The organism is Streptomyces sp. SP17BM10 (genome assembly GCF_036322405.1).
GTDB lineage: Bacteria > Actinomycetota > Actinomycetes > Streptomycetales > Streptomycetaceae > Kitasatospora.
The window spans coordinates 43,091-63,402 of sequence record NZ_JAQYXB010000544.1 but is presented as its reverse complement, the minus strand read 5'-3'; the positions used below and the strand labels follow the sequence as shown (position 1 = coordinate 63,402).

Below are 20,312 nucleotides of genomic sequence, written 5' to 3'. Positions count from 1 at the left end.
GCGGAGCCGACCCTCGACCAGGATGGGCGCCGGGCAGCCCTGCTGCCCGCGAACAGCTACAGGACAGGCGACCGCCGAGCAGCGATGCGCCTGTCCCAAGGGGAGGATCACCATGGGTCGAGCGACCCGAAGAGTTGCCGCCTGCGCGGCGGCAGTTCTGCTGGCCAGCGGCCTGCAGATCACCCTGGCCCACGGCGACACCACGACGCCGAGGATCGACCTCACCGTCCTCGTGATCGACGACGGCGGTCCCTCCGTCGCGGCCATCACGGCCGAACTGAAGAGTCAGGGCACCCCGTACAAGGTCGTCACCCTCAGCGACCCCAACCGCCCCGTCATCAACGCCGCTTTCCTGAGCGACACGATCAACGGGCTGCCGCGGGGCAAGTACCAGGGCATCGTGATGCCCAACGAAAACCCCTTCGCCAACTCGCCGGCCGAGATGACGGCGATCGCGACGTACGAGGCGGCATTCAACGTCCGCCAGATCGACGCGTACACGTTCGCCAGCCCGTCCGTCGGCCTGAACTGGGCTCAAAATCCCGGTTACATTGGCACCTTGGACGGTTTCCAGGCCGCCACCACCACCGCCGGCACTTCGGGCCCGTTCGGCTACCTGAAGGGCTCCGTGCCCTTCGAGGACAACGACCCGAACGTCAGCGAGAGCTACGGGTACCTCGCCACCCCCCTGGCGAGCCTGCCGGCCGGCGCCTCGTTCACCCCCCTCGTCGACGCCCCGATCCCGGGCGCCTCGTCGCGCGGCTCGCTCGTCGGCGAGTACACCCACGACGGCCGCAAGGAACTGGTCGTCACGTTCGTCTACAACCAGTACCAGCAGCAGTACCGCCTGCTGGCGCGCGGCATGGTCGACTGGATCACCCAGGGCGTCCACCTCGGCTACGACCGCAACTACTTCGCGGCCCACGTCGACGACGTCTTCCTGGCGGACGACCGCTGGTCCACCACCCTGAAGTGCACCCCCGGTGACGTGACCTGCCCGCCCGGCACCCCGGACACCGGCACCCCGATCCGGATGACCCCCGCCGACGCGCAGTACGCCAAGCAGTGGATGACCACGAACAACTTCACCCTGGACATGGTGTTCAACGGTGGAGGCAGCGAGGACTGGAAGGCCGACAACAACACGACGGTCGACCCCACGGCGAACCAGATGATCGCCGACCAGAACAGCTACCGCTGGGTCAACCACACCTACACCCACCCGTACCTGGGCTGCGTCCAGGACGTCACCGTGGTGCCGTGGCGCTGCACCAAGGACGCCTCCGGCAACACGGTCTGGGTCGACCAGAACACCGTCCAGACCCAGATCAAGAACAACTTCGACTGGGCCACCAAGAACGGGCTCAAGGTCGACCCGCAGGTCCTGGTCACCGGCGAGCACTCCGGTCTGCTGACCGCTCCGCAGGAGACCAGCGACAACCCGTACCTGGCGCCGGCGCTCGCCGCCAACGGCATCAAGTTCACCGGCAGCGACGCCTCCCGCGAGCCCGCCCAGCGGGCCGTCGGCTCCTCGACGCTGACCGTGCCGCGCTACCCGATGAACGTCTTCTACAACGCCGGTTCGGCGGTGGAGGAGACCGACGAGTACAACTGGATCTACACCAGCAAGGCCGACGGCGGCAGCGGGATCTGCGAGAACAACCCCAGCTCCACCTGTCTGCCCAAGCCGCTGGACGTCAACACCGGCTACCAGTCGTACATCGTGCCGCTGGAGGCGCGGATCGACCTCGGCCACGTGATGAACAACGACCCGCGTCCGCACTTCATCCACCAGTCGAACCTCTCCGAGGGCCGGATCCTGTACCCGGTGCTGGAGAAGGTCCTCGGCACCTACCGCTCGCTCTACGCCGACAGCGCGCCCGTCGTGAACCTCGGTGAGCGCGAGATCGGCCAGGAGTTCCAGAAGCGCGGTGCGTGGAACGCGGCCGTCGCCGCCGGTCAGGTGACCGCCTACAAGATCGGCAACACCGTCACCGTCTCCGCGCCGGCCGGCGTTCAGGTCCAGGCCACCATGCCGACGGGAACTACTCAGAAGCTGGCCATCGGTTCGACCGCCTTCGGTTCCGCCTACGCCGGTACGCTTTCCGGCTGGGTGGCGCCGGGCGCGCTGCAGAGCTCCGTCACGCTGCAGCTGTCCTCGGGTGCCGCTCCGGCGGCCCCGGCCGCCGTCGCGCCGAGCGTCGCGGCCAAGTCCGTCCCGGCCCCGGCCCCGGCCGACAAGAAGGTGGTTCCCCAGGGCGTCGCCACTCCGGTCCCCGCCGGTCCCAGCGACACCACCCGCACCAAGGCTCCGGTCCTGGTCCCGGGTAGCGGAACCCCGGTGCCCGGCAAGGGCGTCCAGCAGAACCGCAACGGCAGCACCGCCGGTGTCGTGAAGAGCGCCATGGCCTCCGGGGGGACGGCCGAGCTCGACAGGAAGCACGCCGGCAAGCCCGGCTCCCGGTAACACGTAAGACCCGATGGCGGGGCCGGTGCCGGGACAATCCGGCCCGGCCCTGCCACGGCTCACGTTCCGGCCACCCAGGCCGGACACCCGACGCAAGAACAGGAGGGGGGACAGGAGATGCGCGTCACCCTGCTCACCGAGGGGACGTATCCGCACCAGCACGGCGGCGTGAGCGTCTGGTGCGACCAGCTCGTTCAGGGCATGCCCGACGTGGACTTCGACATCATCGCCGTCACCGGAACCGGTCACGAGCCGCTCGCCTGGGAGCTGCCCGCCAACGTCCGGTCCGTCACCACCGCGCCGCTGTGGGGCCCGGCCGCCGAGGCCAGGGCGCCGCGCGGCAGCGAGATGCGGCGCTTCCTCAACGCGTACGAGCGCTTCCTGCACTCCATCCTCGACCCGGTCTACACCACGCACTTCGGCACCGAGCTGTACGGCTTCGCCGACCTCGCCCGGCGCGGGCTGCTCAGCCCCGCGCTGCGCAGCGAGCGAGCCCTGCGCACCCTCCAGCACGTCTGGACCCGCGACTACCTCCCCACGGCCGCCTCCCGGCCCACCCTCCACGACGCCCTGAACGCCACCGACCTCCTGGAGCACGCGCTGCGCCCGCTGGCGGTCGAGCCGCCGACGGACGGCGTCGCCCACGCGGCCAGCGGCGGCCTGGCCACCCTCCCCGGGCTGATCGCCGCCCAGCAGTACGGCGTACCGTTCCTGCTCACCGAGCACGGCATCTACCTGCGCGAGCGCTACCTCGGCTACCGCACCGGCCCGTACCGCTGGCCGGTCAAGGCGCTGCTGCTCGGCTTCTACCGGATGCTCGCCGAGGAGAGCTACCGGCAGGCCGCCCTCGTCACCCCCGGCAACCGGTACAACCGGCGCTGGGAGGAGCGCGGCGGCACCCCGTCGGCGAACATCCGGACCGTCTACAACGGCGTGGACCCGGCGGCCTTCCCGCCCGCGGGCCCCGAGCCGCAGACCCCGACCCTCAGCTGGGCCGGCCGGGTCGACCCGATCAAGGACCTGGAGACGCTGATCCGCGCCTTCGCCATCGTCCGGCGGGAGATCCCCGAGGCGCGACTGCGGCTCTTCGGCGGCACCCCCAAGGGCGGCGAGGCGTACCGGGACGGCTGCATAGCCCTGGCCGCCGAGCTCGGCATCGCCGACTCGGTGGCCTTCGAAGGCCGCGTCGCCGACATCACCGACGCGTACGCGGCGGGCAACGTGGTCATGCTCTCCAGCATCAGCGAGGGCTTCCCGTTCACCCTCATCGAGGCGATGTCCTGCGGCCGCGCGACCGTCTCGACGGACGTCGGCGGCGTGCGCGAGGCCGTCGGCGACACCGGGCTGGTCGTCCCGCCGCGCGAGCCCGAGCCGATGGCCGCCGCCGCGATCGAGCTGCTGCGCGACGCCGAGCGGCGCGGGCGGCTCGGCGAGCAGGCCCGGCTGCGGGTCATCGAGCAGTTCACGCTGCGCCAGAACATCGACGGCTTCCGGGGCATCTACACCGAGCTCCTCGGCACCGCCCGCTGGATGCCCGAGGGCGTGGTGGCCGTCGGCGACGACGTCCCGACCGGCTGGGACCAGCAGCTCACCGTCGCCCAGCCCCAGCCGAGCGAGGTGGGCGCGTGAACGAGCGAAGCGAGCGAGCCGTCAAGAGGTGCGCGTTCCGCGAAGCGTCCGCCGAGCGCAGCGAGGTGGGCGGCGCATGAGCGGTCCCATCCGTCTCGTTCCCGACGAGGCCGGCGCCGACCACACGGTGCAGCTGCGCACGCTGCCGATCAAGCGCCGTCGCCCCGCGCTGCCGGCCCAGCCGGCGCCCGCTGAGGACCTCGGCCTCTCCGCGGACCCGCTGGACGAGCTCGCCGATCGGCTGCGCGAGGTCTGTGCCGACGCCGTCCACCCCTTCGAGATCGCGGCCTTCCTGGAGTCCGACGGCCTCTCCGACGAGCAGGCCGCCCTCCTGTACGGCCGCCCCGACGCGTTCACCGTCGCCGAGGAGCTGTTCGAGAAGGTCGAGCGCCGCTACCCCGGCCCGAGCTCCGAGTTCGCCAACCCCTGGCGGGCCGACCCCTGGCGCTGCGTCGTGCGCGGCCTGGTGTTCGCCCTGCCCGGGCTCGGCTACCTGCTCGGCGCCAACCTGTTCGCGGCCACCCGGATGCGCTTCGGCCTGCCCTCCGGCATGCTCGCGCTGACCGTCGCCACCGTCGCCAGCTGGGCCTTCAACCAGGCGCTCGCGCACCGCGCGTACCGCTGGCTGAGCCGGCTGCGGCGCCGGGACTCCGCGATCTGCCTGAGCATCGGCGCACCGGTCGGCGCGCTGATCGCCGCGAGCGCGGCGTACGTCGTCGGCGGGCCGCTCGCCGCACTGCTGTTCGCCGCCGGGCAGTCCGCCTACCTGGGCGCGGCGACCGTGCTGCTGGTGCTCGGACGCGAGAAGTTCCTGCTGCTGGCGCTGGCCCCGGCCTCGGTCGGCGCGGGCGTGGTGCTCGCGGTGGACGTCCCGCAGGTCGTCCGGACGGTGGTCCTGCTGACCTCGCTGCTGCTGGCCGTCGGCCTGGCCGCCCGCGAGCTGGTCCTCTGCATCCGCGGCGACAAGGAGGGCAAGGACGCCGCCGAGGTCAGGCTGCAGCTGCGTCAGGAGATCCCGCACCTTCTGTTCGGCCTGGCCTGCGGCACCCTCACCCTGATCGCCGGCCTCGGCGTGACCATCCACGAGGCGGTCGAGACCGGCGCCGCGCGGGGCGCCCACACCGCCCCCACCGGGCCGGCCATGATCGCCCTGACGCTCAGCCTCGGCCTGGCCGAGTGGCTGCTCTTCCGCTACCGGGCGATGGCCGTCGCCGCGCTGCGGGTCAGCCACACCTCCGGCGAGTTCGTACGCCGCACCGGCGGCGTGCTGCTCGGCTGCCTCTTCATCTACCTCACCACCGTGGCCGCGCTGGACGCCGCCGCGACCGTGCTGTGGCCCGGCGCCCCCGCGCTCGGCGTCCCGCAGCTCGGCGCGCTGCTGCTCCTCGGCGGCTCGCTCTGGCTGGCGCTGCTGTTGAACGCCTTCGGGCTCAGCTGGAGCACCGCCCTCATCTGTCTGGCCGCCGCGGGTGCCGAGAGCGCCGGGCTGCTGACCGGTGCGGATCCGACCCTCCTGCAGCTGATCGGCTGCGGGGCGGCCGCCTTCGTCCTCACCGCCATCGCCGGGCCCGTGCTCGGCCGCACCACCCAGCACCGCTGAGCACAACGGAACACCCGCACGCCCGAACCACCTGCACGGCCGGACGAACACCACGACACCGGCCGGACCCAGCACCGGCCGGCCCCGCCACGGGGCCCGGTCGAACCCCCGAGAAGCAGAAAGCGAATCACGCATGAGCAGCGTCGCCGTCACCGGAGCCGAGGGCTTCATCGGCTCCCACCTCGTGGAGACCCTGGTCGCCGACGGGCACCAGGTCCGCGCGATGGTCCAGTACAACTCCTTCTCCTCCTTCGGCTGGCTGGAGACCCTGCCGAAGGACGTGCTGGACTCGGTCGAGATCATCCTCGGCGACGTCCGGGACCCGGGCTCGGTCATCGACCTCGTCAAGAACACCGAGACCGTGTACCACCTGGCCGCCCTGATCGCGATCCCGTACTCCTACCGGGCCCCGCACTCGTACGTCGACACCAACGTCACCGGCACCCTGAACGTGCTGGAGGCGGTGCGCCACCTGGGCATCCAGCGCCTGGTGCACACCTCGACCAGCGAGACCTACGGCACCGCGCAGACCGTGCCGATCACCGAGGAGCACCCGATCAACACCCAGTCCCCCTACGCCGCCTCCAAGGCGGGCGGGGACCGGCTGGCCGACAGCTACTACGCCAGCTTCGAGACCCCGGTCGTCACCCTGCGCCCGTTCAACACCTTCGGCCCGCGCCAGTCGATGCGCGCCGTCATCCCGACCGTGATCGCCCAGGTCGCCGCCGGCCAGACCGAGATCACCCTCGGCGACCTGCGCCCGACCCGCGACTTCATGTTCGTCAAGGACACCGCGAACGCCTTCCGCACCGTCGGCACCGCCCCCGCCGAGGCCGTGGTCGGCCGGACCTTCAACGCCGGCACCGGCGGCGAGATCTCGGTGGGCGACCTGGTCACCCTGGTCGGCAAGCTGATGGGCGTCGACCTCGTCGTCAAGGAGGACGAGCAGCGCATCCGCCCGACCAACTCCGAGGTCATGCGCCTGGTCGCGGATGCCACCAAGCTGCGCGAGGCCACCGGCTGGGCGCCGAACTTCAGCCTGGAGCAGGGCCTGGAGCAGACCATCGAGTTCTTCCGGGACCCGGCCAACCTGGCCCGCTACAAGACCGACATCTACAACGTCTGACCTGCCGCACCGATCCAGCCATCTCTGGTTCTCAAGGCTCGTGTCCTGCACATACCTTCCGTGGGGGAAACACCATGCATGCAGTGATCCTGGCCGGCGGTAAGGGCGTCCGTCTCCGCCCGTACACCACCGCGCTCCCCAAACCTCTCGTCCCGATCGGCGACCAGCACGCGATCCTGGAGATCGTGATGCGTCAGCTCGCCGCCTCGGGCTTCAAGACCGTCACCCTGGCCATCGGCCACCTCGGCCACATCATCCGCGCCTACGTCGGCAACGGCTCCCAGTGGGGCCTGCGCGTCGGCTACGCCGTCGAGGACAGCCCGCTCGGCACCATGGGCCCGCTGCTCACCATGCAGGACCGCCTGCCCGAGCACTTCCTGGTGATGAACGGCGACATCCTCACCGACCTGGACTTCGCCGGGGTGCTCAAGCACCACGAGGCGTCCGGCGCCCCGCTGACCATCGCCACCTACGCCCGCCAGGTGAAGATCGACTTCGGTGTCCTGACCACCGAGTCCGGCAGCATCACCGGCTTCCAGGAGAAGCCGAGCATCGACTACCGCGTCTCGATGGGCGTGTACGGCGTGTCCCGCTCCGCGCTCGCCAAGTACACCCCCGGCCTGCCCCTGGGCTTCGACGAGCTGGTGCTCGACCTGCTGGCCGCCCGGACCCCGCCGTCCTCCTACGACTTCGGCGGCTACTGGCTCGACATCGGCCGCCCGGACGACTACGACCGCGCGAACGCCGAGTTCGCGAGCATCCGCCCGATGCTGATGCCGTTCGAGGCGGGCGGCGTCACGCCGTCGGTCACGGAGCTGTCGGTCCCCGACGCCCGCACTGCGGCGGACACCGACCAGACGCCCGCCACCGCGGGCGCCGAGAGCGACGGACGGGCCGCGTGAGGATCCTGCTTCTCGGCGGGGACGGCTTCCTCGGCCGCCACGCCACCGCCGTCCTGCGGTCGCTGCCCGGTGCCACCGTGCTGACCGCGGGCCGACGGCCCGCCCACGACCTCCGGCTGGACCTGGCCTGCGCCCAGCCCGGCCCGCTCGGCGAGGAACTCGCCGCGCTGGCCCCCGACGCGGTGGTCAACTTCGCCGGCGCGGTGGCGGGCAGCGCGGTCAAGCTGGCCGAGGTGAACGCCCGCGGTCCGGCGGTGCTCTGCGAGGCGCTGCAGCTCGGCGCCCCCAAGACCCGGCTGGTGCACATCGGTTCGGCCGGGGAGTACGGCGTCTGCGAGGCGGGCGGCTCGCTGTCCGAGGAGGCGGACGCCCGTCCCGTCGGCGTGTACGGCGCGACCAAGCTGGCCGGCTCCCTCGCGGTGGCCGGCTCGCCGCTGGACGCGGTGGTGCTGCGGGTGTTCAACCCGGTCGGCCCCGGGGCACCGGCGGGCTCGCTGCCCGGCCGGCTCGCCGCCGAGCTGCGCCGGGTGGCGCCCGAGGGCGCCGACGGCGTCGTGCGGGTCGGGGACCTCTCCGCCCACCGCGACTTCGTCGACGCCCGCGACATCGCGCGCGCGGTCGGCCTGGCCGTCGCCGCGGACCGTCCGCTCCCCCGGGTGCTCAACCTCGCCTCCGGGCGGGCGAAGCCGGTCCGGGCGATCGCCGACGGCCTGGTCGCGGCGGCCGGTTTCACCGGCCGGATCGACGAGAGCGGGGCGGGCTCCGAGCGCTCGGCCGCGGTCTCCTGGCAGCAGGCCGACGTGTCGGCCGCCGCCCGGGAACTCGGCTGGCACCCGGAGACCGAGCTCACCGACACCCTGCGTGACCTGTGGCTCAGCACCGAGCCCGGCCCGACCCCGGTCGTCGGATGACCGGGACCACCCCCGACGGCCGCCTGCTGGTGCCGCTGTACGTCCACCCCGCGGTGGACCCGGCGGCCTGGCGGGCGGTCGCCGCCGCCGACCCCACCAAGATCGCCGCCATCGTGCTCAACCTGGCCGACGGTCCCGGCGAGGTCCCGGACGGCGTCTTCGCCGAGGCCGCCGAGGAACTGCGGGCCGCCGGCCTGCCGCTGCTCGGCTACGCCGACACCGACTACGGCCGCCGCTCCCACGCCGCCGTGGTGGCCGACATCCTGACGTACCGGCAGCGCCACGGCATCACCGGCGTCTACCTCGACCAGGTCGCCTGCCACCCGGGCGCGCTGGCGCACTACCGGCGGCTGGCCACGGCGGCCCGCGCGGCCGGCTGCGGCACCGTCGTGTTCGGCCACGGCGAGCACCCGGACCCCGGCTACGCCGAGGTCGGCCTCGCCGACCTGCTGGTCACCTTCGAGGGCACCTGGGACGCCTACCGTGAGATGACCCTGCCCCTGTGGACAGGCCGCCATGCGGCCTCCCGCTTCTGCCACCTGGTGTACGACGTCCCCGCCGACCAGGCAGGGGACGTCACCGCGCTGATCGCCGCCCGACGGGCCGGCGTCGGCGCCGCCGTTCCGGGCTCCGGGGACAACCCCTGGTGCACGCTCCCCCACGGTCTGACCGCCGCTGAACTGACCTGACCAGATCCGGAGTTCGACAACCGTGAACCGCCGCACCCGGCCCTTACCGGCCGCCATCGCCCTCGCCGCCGCCGTCGCCCTGCTGGCCACCGCGTGCAGCTCCGGTTCCGAGGACGACCACAGGCCGTCGGCCGGCGACTCCCCGAGCGCGCCGCCCGCGGCGACCGCTCCGGGCACCCCCGGCACCCCGAGCGACACCGCGACCCCGAGCGCCCCGGGCACGCCCAGCGCTCCCGCCACGCCGACGCCGACGCCGACCGGCACGCCGGGCACCCCGTCGGCGTCCGGCAGGCCGTCCGCCCCCGGCACCCCGGGCGGCGGCGCCACGGCCCCGCCGCCGTCCGGCGCACGCTGGCAGCCCACCCCGGGCCTCGCCTGGCAGTGGCAGCTCGGCGGCAGCGTCGACCAGTCGGTGGACGTGCCGGTCTACGACATCGACGGCTTCGAGAACGACGCCTCGGTGGTCGCCTCGCTGCACGCCAAGGGCCGCAAGGTGATCTGCTACGTCAACGCCGGTTCCTGGGAGGGCTTCCGCCCCGACGCGGCCGCCTTCGCCAAGTCCCTCGAGGGCTCGGACACCGGCTGGAAGGGCGAGAAGTGGTTCGACATCCGGCAGGTCGACCAGCTCAGGCCGCTGATGGCGGCCCGCTTCGACATGTGCAGGAGCAAGGGCTTCGACGCCATCGAGCCGGACACCATCGAGGCCTACAACCAGGACAGCGGCTTCCCGCTCACCGGTGACGACCAGATCCGGTACAACCGCATGCTGGCGCAGCTCGCCCACGAGCGCGGGTTGGCGATCGGTCTGAAGAACGACCTGGACCAGATCCCGGCGCTGCTGAACGACTTCGACTTCGCGGTCAACGAGGAGTGCTCGCAGTACGACGAGTGCGACCGGGTCGAACCGTTCGTGAAGCAGGGCAAGGCGGTGTTCCACGTCGAGTACAAGGTCGGCACGGACCAGTTCTGCGCCAAGGCCAAGGCGCTCGGCTTCAGCTCGATGCAGAAGCAGCTCGACCTGAACGCGTGGCGCAAGCCCTGCTGAGCCGCACCCGACGGACTCCCGTCGCGCGGGTGACCCGGACGGGGGTCACCCGCGCGAAGGTCACTTGACCGCGAGCCAGATGACTCCGCCCAGCACGACCAGGCCGATGACCGCGATCAGCGCGATCGTGCCGGTGCGGTTGCCGTTGCTGCGGCCGTAGGTGGAGACGGAGCCGGGGCTCTGCGGCGCGGGGGTCTCGTCGACGAACGCCCGGAACATCTGGGTGCTGCCGGCGGGGTCGTAGTCGTTGTCAGCCATGGCACGGACTCTAACGAATCCGGCCCCCGGCCCGACACCCCGGACCCTCCCCCCGGTCCCGGACCACCCGCACGTGCAACGGCGGTACGACGAACCCGTGAAGACCCCCGGAGCCCGGAATGCCGTACGGCGTGATCCGGTTGACTGCATCCATGACCGGAAACCACACCGCACCCACGCCGACGGGCGCCCCGCACCGGGTCCGGCTCGGCGGCTCCGACCTCAGCGTCCACCCGCTCTCCCTGGGCGGCAACGTCTTCGGCTGGACGGCCGACGAGGAGCAGTCCTTCGCCGTCCTGGACGCCTACACTGCGGCCGGCGGCAACTTCGTCGACACCGCCGACGTCTACTCCGCCTGGGCCCCGGGCAACACCGGCGGCGAGTCCGAGACGATCATCGGCAACTGGCTGCGCAGCCGCGGCAACCGTGACGACGTCGTGATCGCCACCAAGGTCGGCATGCACCCCGGGGCGGGCGGCCTGGGCGCGGCCAACATCAAGGCCTCGGCCGAGGGTTCGCTGCGGCGACTCGGCGTCGAGCGGATCGACCTCTACTACACCCACCGGGACGACGACACCCCGGTCGAGGAGTTCGTCACCGCGCTGGACGAACTGGTCCGCGAGGGCAAGGTCCGCGCGGTCGCCGCGTCCAACATCGGTGCCGAGCGGCTCGCGGAGGCGCTGGCCTTCGCCGAGCGCGAGGGCCTGGCCAAGTACGTGGCCGTCCAGCCGCACTACAACCTGGTCTCGCGCGGCACCTTCGAGGGCCCGCTGGCCGACGTGGTCGCCGACCACGGCCTGGCCACCGTGCCGTACTACGCGCTGGCCTCCGGCTTCCTCACCGGCAAGTACCGCCCGGGCGGCCCCGGCGTGGCCAGCGCCCGCTCCGAGGGCGCCGCGCGCTACCTGGACGACCCGCGCGGCCCCAGGGTGCTGGAGGCGCTGGACAAGGTCGCCGCCGAGCACGGCGTCGAGCTCGCCACGGTCGCCCTGGCCTGGCTGGCCGCCCGCCCGACGGTTGCCGCCCCGATCGCCAGCGCCCGCACGATCGAACAGCTCCCGCCGCTGCTGGCCGCCGCCACGCTGCGGCTCACCCCCGAGGAGACGGCGCTGCTCGACCGGGCGTCCGCCTGACCTCACCACCGTGCGCCCCCGCGGGCCGCGTGCACGCCGCCCGTCCGGGTGGTGGCGCGCGGCCCGCGGCCGTTTCCGGGCCACCATGGTCCGTGCCCGACCGACCCACCGCAGCCCGGGGGCCCGATGTGCCCGACCAGCCCGCCCGGAGCGGCTTCGCCGTCTCCCCGTCCGACCTGTGCGCCCACGCCGGGACGGTCGACGAACTCCACGCCGGCCTCACCGCCGCCGACGACCCCGCCCGCGACCGCACCGCCGGCGCCCACACCGCCCTGGCCGGCTGGCGCACCGGCGCCGAACTGCGCGCCCGCGCCGACCGCTGGGACGACCAGGTGGCCGCCCTGGGCGGCATCCTCCACGACCTCGCCCACCGTCTGCGCGCCACCGGCACCGCGTACGCCTCCACCGACCGCGACCCGGCCGCCGAGGAGTAGCGCGGTGGCGTCCCGCGGCTGCCGGGCCTCGGCCCCCCTCCCGGCGGGGAGCGGCCCGTGCTGAGCTACGAGACCGTCCGCTCCGCCCGCCTGGACGCCCTGCTCTCCGCCGCCGAGGAGTGGATCGCCCTGCGCGGCCGCTACCTCGGCCTGCGCGACCGGCTCGACGGCGAGATCGCCGGCCCGCTGGCCGAGGGCTGGAACGGCGAGGCGGCCACCGCCGCCCGCACGCTGATCGCCGGGGTGGCCGGCCAGTTCACCGCCGCGAGCCAGGAGTCCGCCGACCTCGGCACCCTCCTGGCCGACGCCGCCGGCCAGTTCACCGAGGCCCAACGGCAGCTCGTCCGCCTGGCCGACGAGGACGCCCCCGCCGCCCACCTCCGGGTCTCCCCCACCGGCGCCGTGACGGACGTCCACCCGCTGCACGACGACGAGTCGGCCCGCCACCAGCCCGAGTACCGGTCCCTCTTCCTCCCCGAACGCCACCGAGCGGTCGCCGAGTTGGCCGGCCGCATCGAGGCCGCCCGGCGCGCCGCCACCGAGGCGGACGAAGCCGCCGCCTGGGCCCTGCGCTCGGCGCCGCCCGTCCCGGAGGACCGCCCGTTCGGCCCGGACGGCTGCCACTCCCTCGCCCAGGCCCGGCAGGCCCGCGCGGACCTCGGCGCCGCCCTCGCCCTGGCCGCGAAGCGCGCCGCGCTCACCCCGGACGAACTGACCCGCCTCGACGCCCTGCTCTCCGCCCACGCCGACGATCCGGCCTTCGCCGCCGGGTTCGCCACCACGCTCGGCCCGCGCCCCGCGCTCGAACTCTGGCGCGACCTCAACGACCCGGTGCTGTCGCCCGCTTCGGCACCCGGACGGGCCGACGCCCTGCGCCGCCTCCAGTCCTCCCTCGGTACCGTCCTCGGCACCGCCACCCACTGCACCGACCCGGCCGTGCGCGCCTGGGAGCAGGAGGTCCTGCGCCTCGGCCCGAAGCAGCTGGCCCGCCCCGGCGGCGGTCCGATGCCGACGGGCTACCACCTGATGAGCGCCCTGCTGCACTCCGGCCGGTACGCCCCGGGCTTCCTCGCCTCCTACGGCGAGGGCCTGCTGGCCACCGAACGCGCCGCCAAGGTGCCCCCGCAGCTCCTGTGGTGCCCCGACGGCACCGAGCCCGCCTGGGACCACCTCGGCGAGGGCCGCGGCGGTGACCCGGTCACCGGTTTCCTGGCCGCCCTGGCCCACCACCCGGCCGCCGCCACCGCGTTCCTGGACCCGGGCGACCCCCGCCGCGGCGACCACCTCGCCTACCTCCTGCGCGAGCGCCGCTGGCCCGAGGAGTTGGTGGCCGGCGCCCACGTCCGGGGCCACCCCGCGCTCGGCCTCGCCGTCCAGGCCGCCGCGACCGGCGGCCACCCGGACGGGTTCCACGCCCACACCGCCGCCCAGGCCCGGGTGATGCGGGACACGGTGACCCTGCTGGACGCCGGCATCGGCCGCGAGCACCTCCCGTCCGGCCTGCACGCCCCCGTCGCCGCGGCCCTCGCCGACTACGCCGCCGACACCCACGCCGTCCTCTCCGGCACCAGCCGCGCCGTCAAGGACCACGCCGCCGCCGCGGCCTCCGGCGTGTGGACCGACGAGCGCACCGGCGAGGTCCGGATGGCCGTCGAGAAGGGCCCGCTGATCCGCGCCCTGCGCGGCCTCGCCGACCTCCCGGAGGCCCACCACTTCGTCCAGCAGGCCGAGTTGACGCACATCGCGGAACGGATCGGCGGCCTTCCCGCCGACACCTCCGAGCCGGAGTGGAAGGGGCTGCTCGCCAACTCGGCGGTCGCCCTCGGCGTGCTCGACGCCGTCCAGGCCGACGCGGTGCTCGACCAGCGCGACGACGCCGCCAAGGTCGCCGCCTGGAAGGCCAAGGGCCTGTACACCGGCCTCGACGCCCCGCTGAAGCTCGTCCCCGGCCCCGGGCTCGGCGAACTGACCCGGCGGATCCTCGCGGCCGGCATCGCCGACTGGCAGAGCGGCGCCCTCGACGCCATCGACGCCGCCGCGGCCGGCCGGATCGAGCGCAACACCCTCACCGGCCCGGACGGCCGGACCGGCCACGAGGGCGTGATCGCGATGGTCGAGCAGTGGCGGCGCGAGCACGGCCACCCGGACCCGGACGGTCTCGCCGCCGACTGGGACAAGCAGCAGCTGCGCGCCGTCTACGGCACCGGCCGCACCGACGCCGCCGCGGCCCTCGGCCGCGCCGGGGGCTGAACCCCACCGGAAGCGCCGCGGGCCCCCGGCGGTCGTGACCACCGGGGGCCCGCGGCCCGAGAGCTACGGCCGCCCGAAGTGGGTCGGGTAGTAGCCCGCGTTCAGCGACGAGACCCGCACCGTCTTGCCCGGCCGCGGCGCCTCCACGAACGTGCCGTCGCCCAAGTAGATCCCCACGTGGTGGATCCCCGAGGCGCGCCCGCTGTCCGACCAGAACACCAGGTCGCCGCGGCGCAGCTGTCCCGCGCCGATCGGCGTGGTGGCGGCGTACTGGTCGTCGGCCACCCGCGGCAGGCTTATCCCGCTGCGCCGGTACGCCTGCTGGACGAGCCCCGAGCAGTCGTAGCCGGACGGCCCGTCACCGCCCCAGACGTACGGCTTGCCCAGCTGGGCGAGCGCGTAGTCGATGGCCGACTCGGTGCTCCCGGAGGACGTGCTCCCGTCGGCACCGTCGTCGGAGGACGGTCTCGACGGCGCCGCGTCAAAGCCGCCGGACCGGCCGACCCGGTTCAGGTAGACGTCGTAGTGGCTGGTCCAGCGCCAGTCTCCGTTGACGCCCTTGAACCAGTACCGCGACCCGTCCCAGCCCTGCCGCAGTCCCTCGGGCGAGGCCTGGCCGTCGGACCCGGCCGACTGCCCGCCCTTGCTGCCGGAGCCACCGGAAGCGCCGGACTCGCCGGACTTCGCGGACCTGCCGGTGCGGCTCGCGTAGACGTCGGAGTGGCTCGTCCAGCGCCAGTCTCCCTTGACGCCCTTGAACCAGTACCGCGACCCGTCCCAGCCCTGCTTGCCGGCCTCGGCGTGCGCGGACCCGGCGCCGGCCGTCAGGCCGACGACGCCGGCGCCCGCCAGCACCGTGGTGGCCAGGCAGGTACTTCGCACGGCGCGGTGTATTCGGCTCCCCCCGGCCTCCGCCCCGGAGCGGGCGGTGCGGGGGCGGGGGCGGGGCGCGCAGTTCGGGCAGCCGCAGCCCGCGATCGCGGGGATGCCGCCGGAACTCTCCTCGAAGCCGATCGTCCCGAAGTCGCCGTCGACGTCGGCGACGACGTCGGCGGCGGCGCTCCCGGGGCCGGCGTACGCGCCGGTGGCTATCCTCATGCGGGTCGTCCTTCCTTCCGCCCGGCCCGGGCGGCCGGGGACGGTACCGAAGCGGCCACTCCGGCCGGCGCGACGAAGGCCACCAGCAGCTGCTCCATCAGGGCGCTGCGGGCGGCCTCGTCGAGTTCGTGCGCCGTCGCGCGCTCCAGCCGGCGGACGGCGAGCGCCGCCGCCTCGACCGCGTCGTCCACCAGGACCGTGCGCAGACCCGCGTCCAGGTCGGCCAGCCGGCGGCGGCGCATCGACTCGGCGACCTCGGGCGCGTAGTCCAGCGCCAGCGGCTGCACCGAGTACACCTCCAGGCCTGCCGGGGCCGCCTCGGCGGCCAGCGCCCGGGTCAGCTCGTCGGCGAACCACTGTCCGTCGCGCAGCGCCGGGCCGGGCGCCGCGTTGCTGTCGCACGGCAGCGTGGACGCGGTGCGGGTGAGCACCGCCTGGATCTGCTCGCGCAGGTAGCTCTCGTGGTCGTCGATGGCCAGCAGCGCCCGTGCAGTGTCCTTGACCCGCCAGACGATCAGCAGCCGGACGACGATCGGGGTGCCGGTGCGGTCGACCGCCTTGGCCGGCTCGCTGCGCCAGTGCCGCAGCCGCACGTCCACCCGGCGGCGGCGCAGCAGCGGGTTGACCCACACGAGGCCGGTGCGGCGGACGGTGCCCCGGTAGCGGCCCCAGCGGGTGAGCACCCGGGTCTCGCCCCCGGCGTTGGCCAGCAGCCCGGCGACGGCGAGGACGACGAGCAGCCCGGCGGCGCTCACCGCGGCGACCGACAGCAGGTCCACCTCCGCCCGGCCACGCTCGCGCGCGGCGGTGCCGCGCAGGTCGGGCAGGGCGTCCCAATGGGGGATGACGCCATCGTGCAGCAGCACCGCGAGGACGCCGGCCACGCCGACGAGTACCGCGAACAGCGCCACCCAGCCCGGCAGGCCGGTGGCGACGTGCTCGCGCAGCGCCTGGTCGGCGCGCGGCGGGCGGCGGGAGGTCACGGCCACGATGCCGCCGGCCGGGGTGGCGTCCGGGAGCTCGACGCTCTCCGCCGCGACCGACTCCAGCGGGTCACGCAGGTCGGCCCTGCCGAGGGCAGGCCCGGGGACGACGGCGACGGGGGTGGTGACCTCCCCGCCGTCGGCCGGAGCCGCCGTCCTGGCGGTCTTGGCCAGCGGACTCGCGCCGCTGGCGGAACGTTCCGGCAGTGGCGGCGGGAACGTCGTGGGCAGGTGGTCGGGTCGCTGTGAAGAATCGCGGGTGACGTCCATGCACGGATCCTCGGGGTCGGTGTGTCGCGCAACGGGCGGCCCGGATCTGACGGGCAGTGCCAGAGTCAGGCTAAGTTCATACGTCATCAAATGCGACATTTAAGCCGCTGTGTGTCGCCATTTGCTGACGTATCGTCCGAAGCCGACCTGACGCGCAGGCACATGATCGGTTGGTCGGTTGTGCGAGTGGCCGACGGAAGGGCCCTCGGCGGTTCCGGCGCAGGTCAGCGCCGTCGGGCACCCGGTCCCCGGGCGAACACCCGGCGGGTGATCAGCCCGATCGCGGCGAGCAGCAGGAGACCGCCGGCGAGGCCGGCGCGCCACCGGCCGGGCCCGGCCTCGTGGGCCGCCACCTGAGCCCCGCCCGCCCCCTCGGGCGAAGCGGTGGGCGGCGCCGGCAGCGGCCGGGCACTCACGGCGGGGGGCTTCGCGGCGTCCGCCGACAGCGGCACGGCGGTGCCGACCAGGCTCGGCCTGGCCGACGCGGACGCGGATACGGACGCGGATGATGACGGAACACCAGAAGGTGACGGGACGGCGGCCGGGGAGGGTGGGACGGGGAGGTCGGAGGCCGGCACGAACCGCGGAGCGACCACCGGGACGAAGACCGGCAGCAAGCCTGCGGGCGGCGGTGCAAACACCTCCTCGGCGGGCACGGACGCGCTCGACGAGACTGACGAGACCGCCGGAACCGTCGGCACCGCCGGTCTGGACGACGTGGCCGAAGCCGAGGCCAACGCCGATGGCTTCGGCGAACTCGGCTGCGCAGGAGCAGGCACCGCCGAAGGCGACGGCGACGGCACGACCGGACTCGACACGGCGGCACTCGGCACTGCAGAGCCGGGCGCCGCCGGGCCGGCCACCGGCGCCGGTGCCACCGCGACGCGGACCCGCACCGGGTCCCCCGCCGCCGCGTTCCCCGCCAGGTCGGTCGCCGTGACGGTCAGCGCCTGCTCACCGTTGGTCAGGTCCCGGTTGGCGGTGCAGGTCCAGCTCCCGTCGACGGCCGTCGCCGCCCCGCACAGGACCACCCGCTCGTCCGAGGCGGCCCCGCCCGCCTGGGCGGTGACGAGCACCCGGGTGCCCGTCCCGGCCCGGCCGGCGAGCTTCGGCCGCGCCGTGCGGACTGTCTCGCCGGCGGCCGGCGCGGTGAGCACCGGCTTGTCCGGCGGCACGGTGGTGACGACGAGCGACACGGCCTTGCCCGCCGTCCGGTTGCCCGCCGCGTCCACGGCGACGGGGGTCAGCTGGTGGCGCCCGTCCGTCAGGTTCTCCACCGGCAGGCAGGACCACTCGCCGTCCGTGCGCACCGTCGTGCTGCACACGTCCCCGGCGGACCCGCCGCGCACCCCGGCCGGCTGGTCGGCGACCGAGACGGTGGCGCCCGCCTCGCCGGTGCCGGTGAGCTGGATCCCGGGGTCGTTGGTGTACTCGGGGAGGGTGAGCACGGGCGCGGTGGGCGGGGTGGTCTTGACGGTGAGCCGCACGGGCTCGCCGCGCAGCACCACCCCACCGCTGGTGGTCTCGACCGGGGTGAGGCCGTGCCGGCCCGGGGCGAGCGCGTCGCCCGGGCGGCAGTTCCAGTCGCCGCCGCGCTCGACGCGCGCCCGGCAGAGCGCCGCGTCGCCCTCGCGGACCTCGACCGAGGCCCCCGCGACGGCGCCCTCACCGCGGATCCGCGGCCGGACGTCGGCGGTCGCGGTGCCGTCCACCGGTTCGGCGATCTCGGGCCGGGCGGCCCCGACGGTCAGCTTGATCCGCTGGTCGGAGACCTCCCCGGAGTCGGCGAAGCCGCCGGAGGCGATCAACTGGGCCGGGTCCCGGGCGATCCGCAGCCGGGCCCAGGTCTCGCCGGAGGCGGCGCCGGAGGGGACGGTCCACTCCAGGGTCGCGGTGTCCGTGCCGGGCTGGACCTCGGCCTGCACCCGGTCGGCCGGGTCGAAGCGCCCGCTGTGGTCCCAGTCGATCCAGCCGGCCAGCACCGCCGGCTGGTCGCCGACGGCCACCGGGACGGTGAGCCGGTAGTAGCGGCCGATCGCGGCCTCGACCGGGAAGCCGAGCGACGGGTCGGCGCCCTGGTACTCGCCGCGGCCCGGCTGGAGCTTGGGCGGCACGGGGTTGGCCCAGACGTTGTGCCGGTCGGCCGTGCCCCGCACCGCGACGGCGGTCCGCCCGCCACGGCGCGCCGACGGGTTGGCCTCCGCGCCGAGGAAGAGGTCGGAGACGACGTGCGAGGCGTTGCCGTAGGCCTGGGGCGCGGTGCCGAGCTCCTCGTCGACGGTGACGGTGTAGGCCTGGCGCAGGACGGGCGGAGCGGTGGTGCTGCCGGCCCGGGCGGTGCTGCGCTGCTCGACCCGGAAGACGGCGGTGCGGAACGTGCCGGCCAGCTCCAGGCTGCCCTCGGCGGCCGCGCCGCCCGAGCCGTCGGTGCTGCCGTCGGAGCCGGCCGGGGCGAGGGTGTTGGCGTCCACCGTCCAGCCGGGCCAGTCGGTGCGGTTGACGAGGGCCGGGGCGCTCGGGCTGCCGCCGGTGAGGGTGAGCCGGGCGGCGGTGCTGGTGGTCCCGGACGCGCCGGTGGCGAGGGCGGCCAGCCCGCTCGCGTGCAGCCGGGGGTTGCGCACGGAGCGCGAGAAGGTCAGCCGGAGCGTGCCGACCGTGCGCCAGGAGCCGTCGGTCTGCGGCCGCGCGTCGCCGATCCGGAAGGTCTGGGCCGGGTCGCCCGGGCGCGTTCCGTCCGCGTACAGCCCGGCCGGGCGACCCCCGCCGGCGCGGTCGGCCAATTCGCCCGGCTCGGCGGTGACCTCGAAACCCGGCGAGGTGGTGAGGTCGAACCGGACGCCGAGGCCGGAGGGCAGTACCGCGCGCTGCTCCGTATTCCAGGCGTCCGGGGACTGCTGGGCTGCCGAGGGCTGGTTCCAGGCGATGAGGAGCCCTGCCGTGAAGACGGCCAGGGCGGCGGCCGTGCGGGGGAACTGTCGGCTCATCCGGCTCTCCTTCGCGGTCGGCTGCCGGGTGGCGGGCAGTCTGGGCACAAGATGTGACAAAACGGAATCACGATCCTGAACCGGTCATACTGCGACACCTGCGCTTTTGGCCGTGTCCCACCCGTTTGGAGGCCATCCGGGCGGTAGGACGGGATGTACCCGAAACAGCCCGATTCATCCCCTACGCGAACGAAAGAAGCCCCCGGCCGATGGCCGGGGGCTTCTTGCTGGTGCGCTCAGCAGGATTCGAACCTGCAACCTCTTGATCCGTAGTCAAGTGCTCTATCCGTTGAGCTATGAGCGCAAGGAACGGGCGAACCCGATCTTGCGGAGGTTGGTGCGCTCAGCAGGATTCGAACCTGCAACCTCTTGATCCGTAGTCAAGTGCTCTATCCGTTGAGCTATGAGCGCTCGCCCCGGTGAACGTGTCTCCGTGGCGTTGCGGGAACAACATTACATGACCTGCGACGCAGGACGAAATCGATTGCTCCGGGCCCGCCCGCACCCGCCCCGACGAGCCCGGACAACGCGAA

14 protein-coding genes, 2 tRNA genes and 1 pseudogene are annotated in these 20,312 nt (G+C 74.0%); 11 read left to right on the top strand and 6 right to left on the bottom strand.

Translation table 11 applies throughout. The features are described 5' to 3' along the window. Positions 1 to 112 precede the first annotated feature (112 nt). The 8 genes and pseudogenes from PUR71_RS13635 to PUR71_RS13600 all read left to right on the top strand — a co-directional run bounded on the left by PUR71_RS13635 (position 113) and on the right by PUR71_RS13600 (position 10,369). Positions 113 to 2,467, top strand: coding sequence for a hypothetical protein (locus PUR71_RS13635; protein ID WP_329927236.1), 2,355 nt, complete (start codon positions 113 to 115; stop codon positions 2,465 to 2,467). 117 nt (positions 2,468 to 2,584) lie between these two features. Continuing rightward, positions 2,585 to 4,096, top strand: a complete 1,512-nt coding sequence (pelF, locus tag PUR71_RS13630; protein ID WP_329927235.1) for a GT4 family glycosyltransferase PelF — start codon at positions 2,585 to 2,587, stop codon at positions 4,094 to 4,096. Between the two features lie 76 nt (positions 4,097 to 4,172). Further along, the gene (locus PUR71_RS13625) at positions 4,173 to 5,696 is read left to right on the top strand and encodes a hypothetical protein (protein ID WP_329927234.1); all 1,524 of its coding nucleotides are present in this window, start codon (positions 4,173 to 4,175) and stop codon (positions 5,694 to 5,696) included. A 133-nt stretch (positions 5,697 to 5,829) separates the two neighbouring features. After that, positions 5,830 to 6,822: an SDR family NAD(P)-dependent oxidoreductase gene (locus tag PUR71_RS13620; protein WP_329927233.1), complete on the top strand. Its 993-nt coding sequence runs from the start codon at positions 5,830 to 5,832 to the stop codon at positions 6,820 to 6,822. A gap of 74 nt (positions 6,823 to 6,896) precedes the next feature. Then, a pseudogene (locus PUR71_RS13615) lies at positions 6,897 to 7,598 on the top strand (nucleotidyltransferase family protein); the annotation flags it as partial. Positions 7,599 to 7,720: 122 nt separating this feature from the next. Further along, entirely contained in the window at positions 7,721 to 8,635 is a 915-nt protein-coding gene (locus PUR71_RS13610; RefSeq protein ID WP_329927232.1) for an NAD-dependent epimerase/dehydratase family protein, read from the top strand. Beyond that, positions 8,632 to 9,324 (top strand): spherulation-specific family 4 protein, encoded by a 693-nt coding sequence (locus PUR71_RS13605; protein ID WP_329927231.1) that lies wholly within the window; start codon positions 8,632 to 8,634, stop codon positions 9,322 to 9,324. Before PUR71_RS13610 ends, PUR71_RS13605 begins: the two co-directional genes overlap by 4 nt. A gap of 22 nt (positions 9,325 to 9,346) precedes the next feature. Further along, complete coding sequence (locus tag PUR71_RS13600; RefSeq protein WP_329927230.1) at positions 9,347 to 10,369, top strand: endo alpha-1,4 polygalactosaminidase; 1,023 nt, start codon at positions 9,347 to 9,349, stop codon at positions 10,367 to 10,369. A gap of 60 nt (positions 10,370 to 10,429) precedes the next feature. On the opposite strand, the gene PUR71_RS13595 is transcribed toward PUR71_RS13600, so the two are convergent. After that, entirely contained in the window at positions 10,430 to 10,627 is a 198-nt protein-coding gene (locus tag PUR71_RS13595) for a hypothetical protein (protein ID WP_329927229.1), read from the bottom strand. 152 nt (positions 10,628 to 10,779) lie between these two features. On the opposite strand from PUR71_RS13595, the gene PUR71_RS13590 reads away from it, so the two are divergent. The 3 genes from PUR71_RS13590 (at position 10,780) to PUR71_RS13580 (ending at position 14,444) form a co-directional block, all read left to right on the top strand. After that, positions 10,780 to 11,760: an aldo/keto reductase gene (locus PUR71_RS13590; protein ID WP_329927228.1), complete on the top strand. Its 981-nt coding sequence runs from the start codon at positions 10,780 to 10,782 to the stop codon at positions 11,758 to 11,760. 128 nt (positions 11,761 to 11,888) lie between these two features. Next, positions 11,889 to 12,194 carry a hypothetical protein gene (locus tag PUR71_RS13585; protein WP_329927227.1) on the top strand — a complete coding sequence of 102 codons (306 nt, stop codon included), beginning with the start codon at positions 11,889 to 11,891 and terminating at the stop codon, positions 12,192 to 12,194. A gap of 57 nt (positions 12,195 to 12,251) precedes the next feature. Next, positions 12,252 to 14,444, top strand: coding sequence for a WXG100 family type VII secretion target (locus PUR71_RS13580; RefSeq protein WP_329927226.1), 2,193 nt, complete (start codon positions 12,252 to 12,254; stop codon positions 14,442 to 14,444). A 63-nt stretch (positions 14,445 to 14,507) separates the two neighbouring features. Here the strand turns inward: PUR71_RS13580 and PUR71_RS13575 are convergent, their stop codons facing one another. From PUR71_RS13575 to PUR71_RS13555, 5 genes are all read right to left on the bottom strand, one after another. After that, the gene (locus tag PUR71_RS13575) at positions 14,508 to 15,542 is read right to left on the bottom strand and encodes a C40 family peptidase (RefSeq protein ID WP_329927225.1); all 1,035 of its coding nucleotides are present in this window, start codon (positions 15,540 to 15,542) and stop codon (positions 14,508 to 14,510) included. After that, positions 15,539 to 16,795 (bottom strand): SPFH domain-containing protein, encoded by a 1,257-nt coding sequence (locus tag PUR71_RS13570; RefSeq protein ID WP_329927224.1) that lies wholly within the window; start codon positions 16,793 to 16,795, stop codon positions 15,539 to 15,541. Before PUR71_RS13570 ends, PUR71_RS13575 begins: the two co-directional genes overlap by 4 nt. Positions 16,796 to 17,019: 224 nt before the next feature. Further along, on the bottom strand, positions 17,020 to 19,779 hold the full coding sequence (locus tag PUR71_RS13565; RefSeq protein ID WP_329927223.1) for an Ig-like domain-containing protein: 2,760 nt from the start codon (positions 19,777 to 19,779) through the stop codon (positions 17,020 to 17,022). 228 nt (positions 19,780 to 20,007) lie between these two features. After that, a tRNA-Arg gene (locus PUR71_RS13560) sits at positions 20,008 to 20,083 on the bottom strand. 31 nt (positions 20,084 to 20,114) lie between these two features. Continuing rightward, a tRNA-Arg gene (locus PUR71_RS13555) sits at positions 20,115 to 20,190 on the bottom strand. Between the last annotated feature and the right edge of the window lie 122 nt (positions 20,191 to 20,312).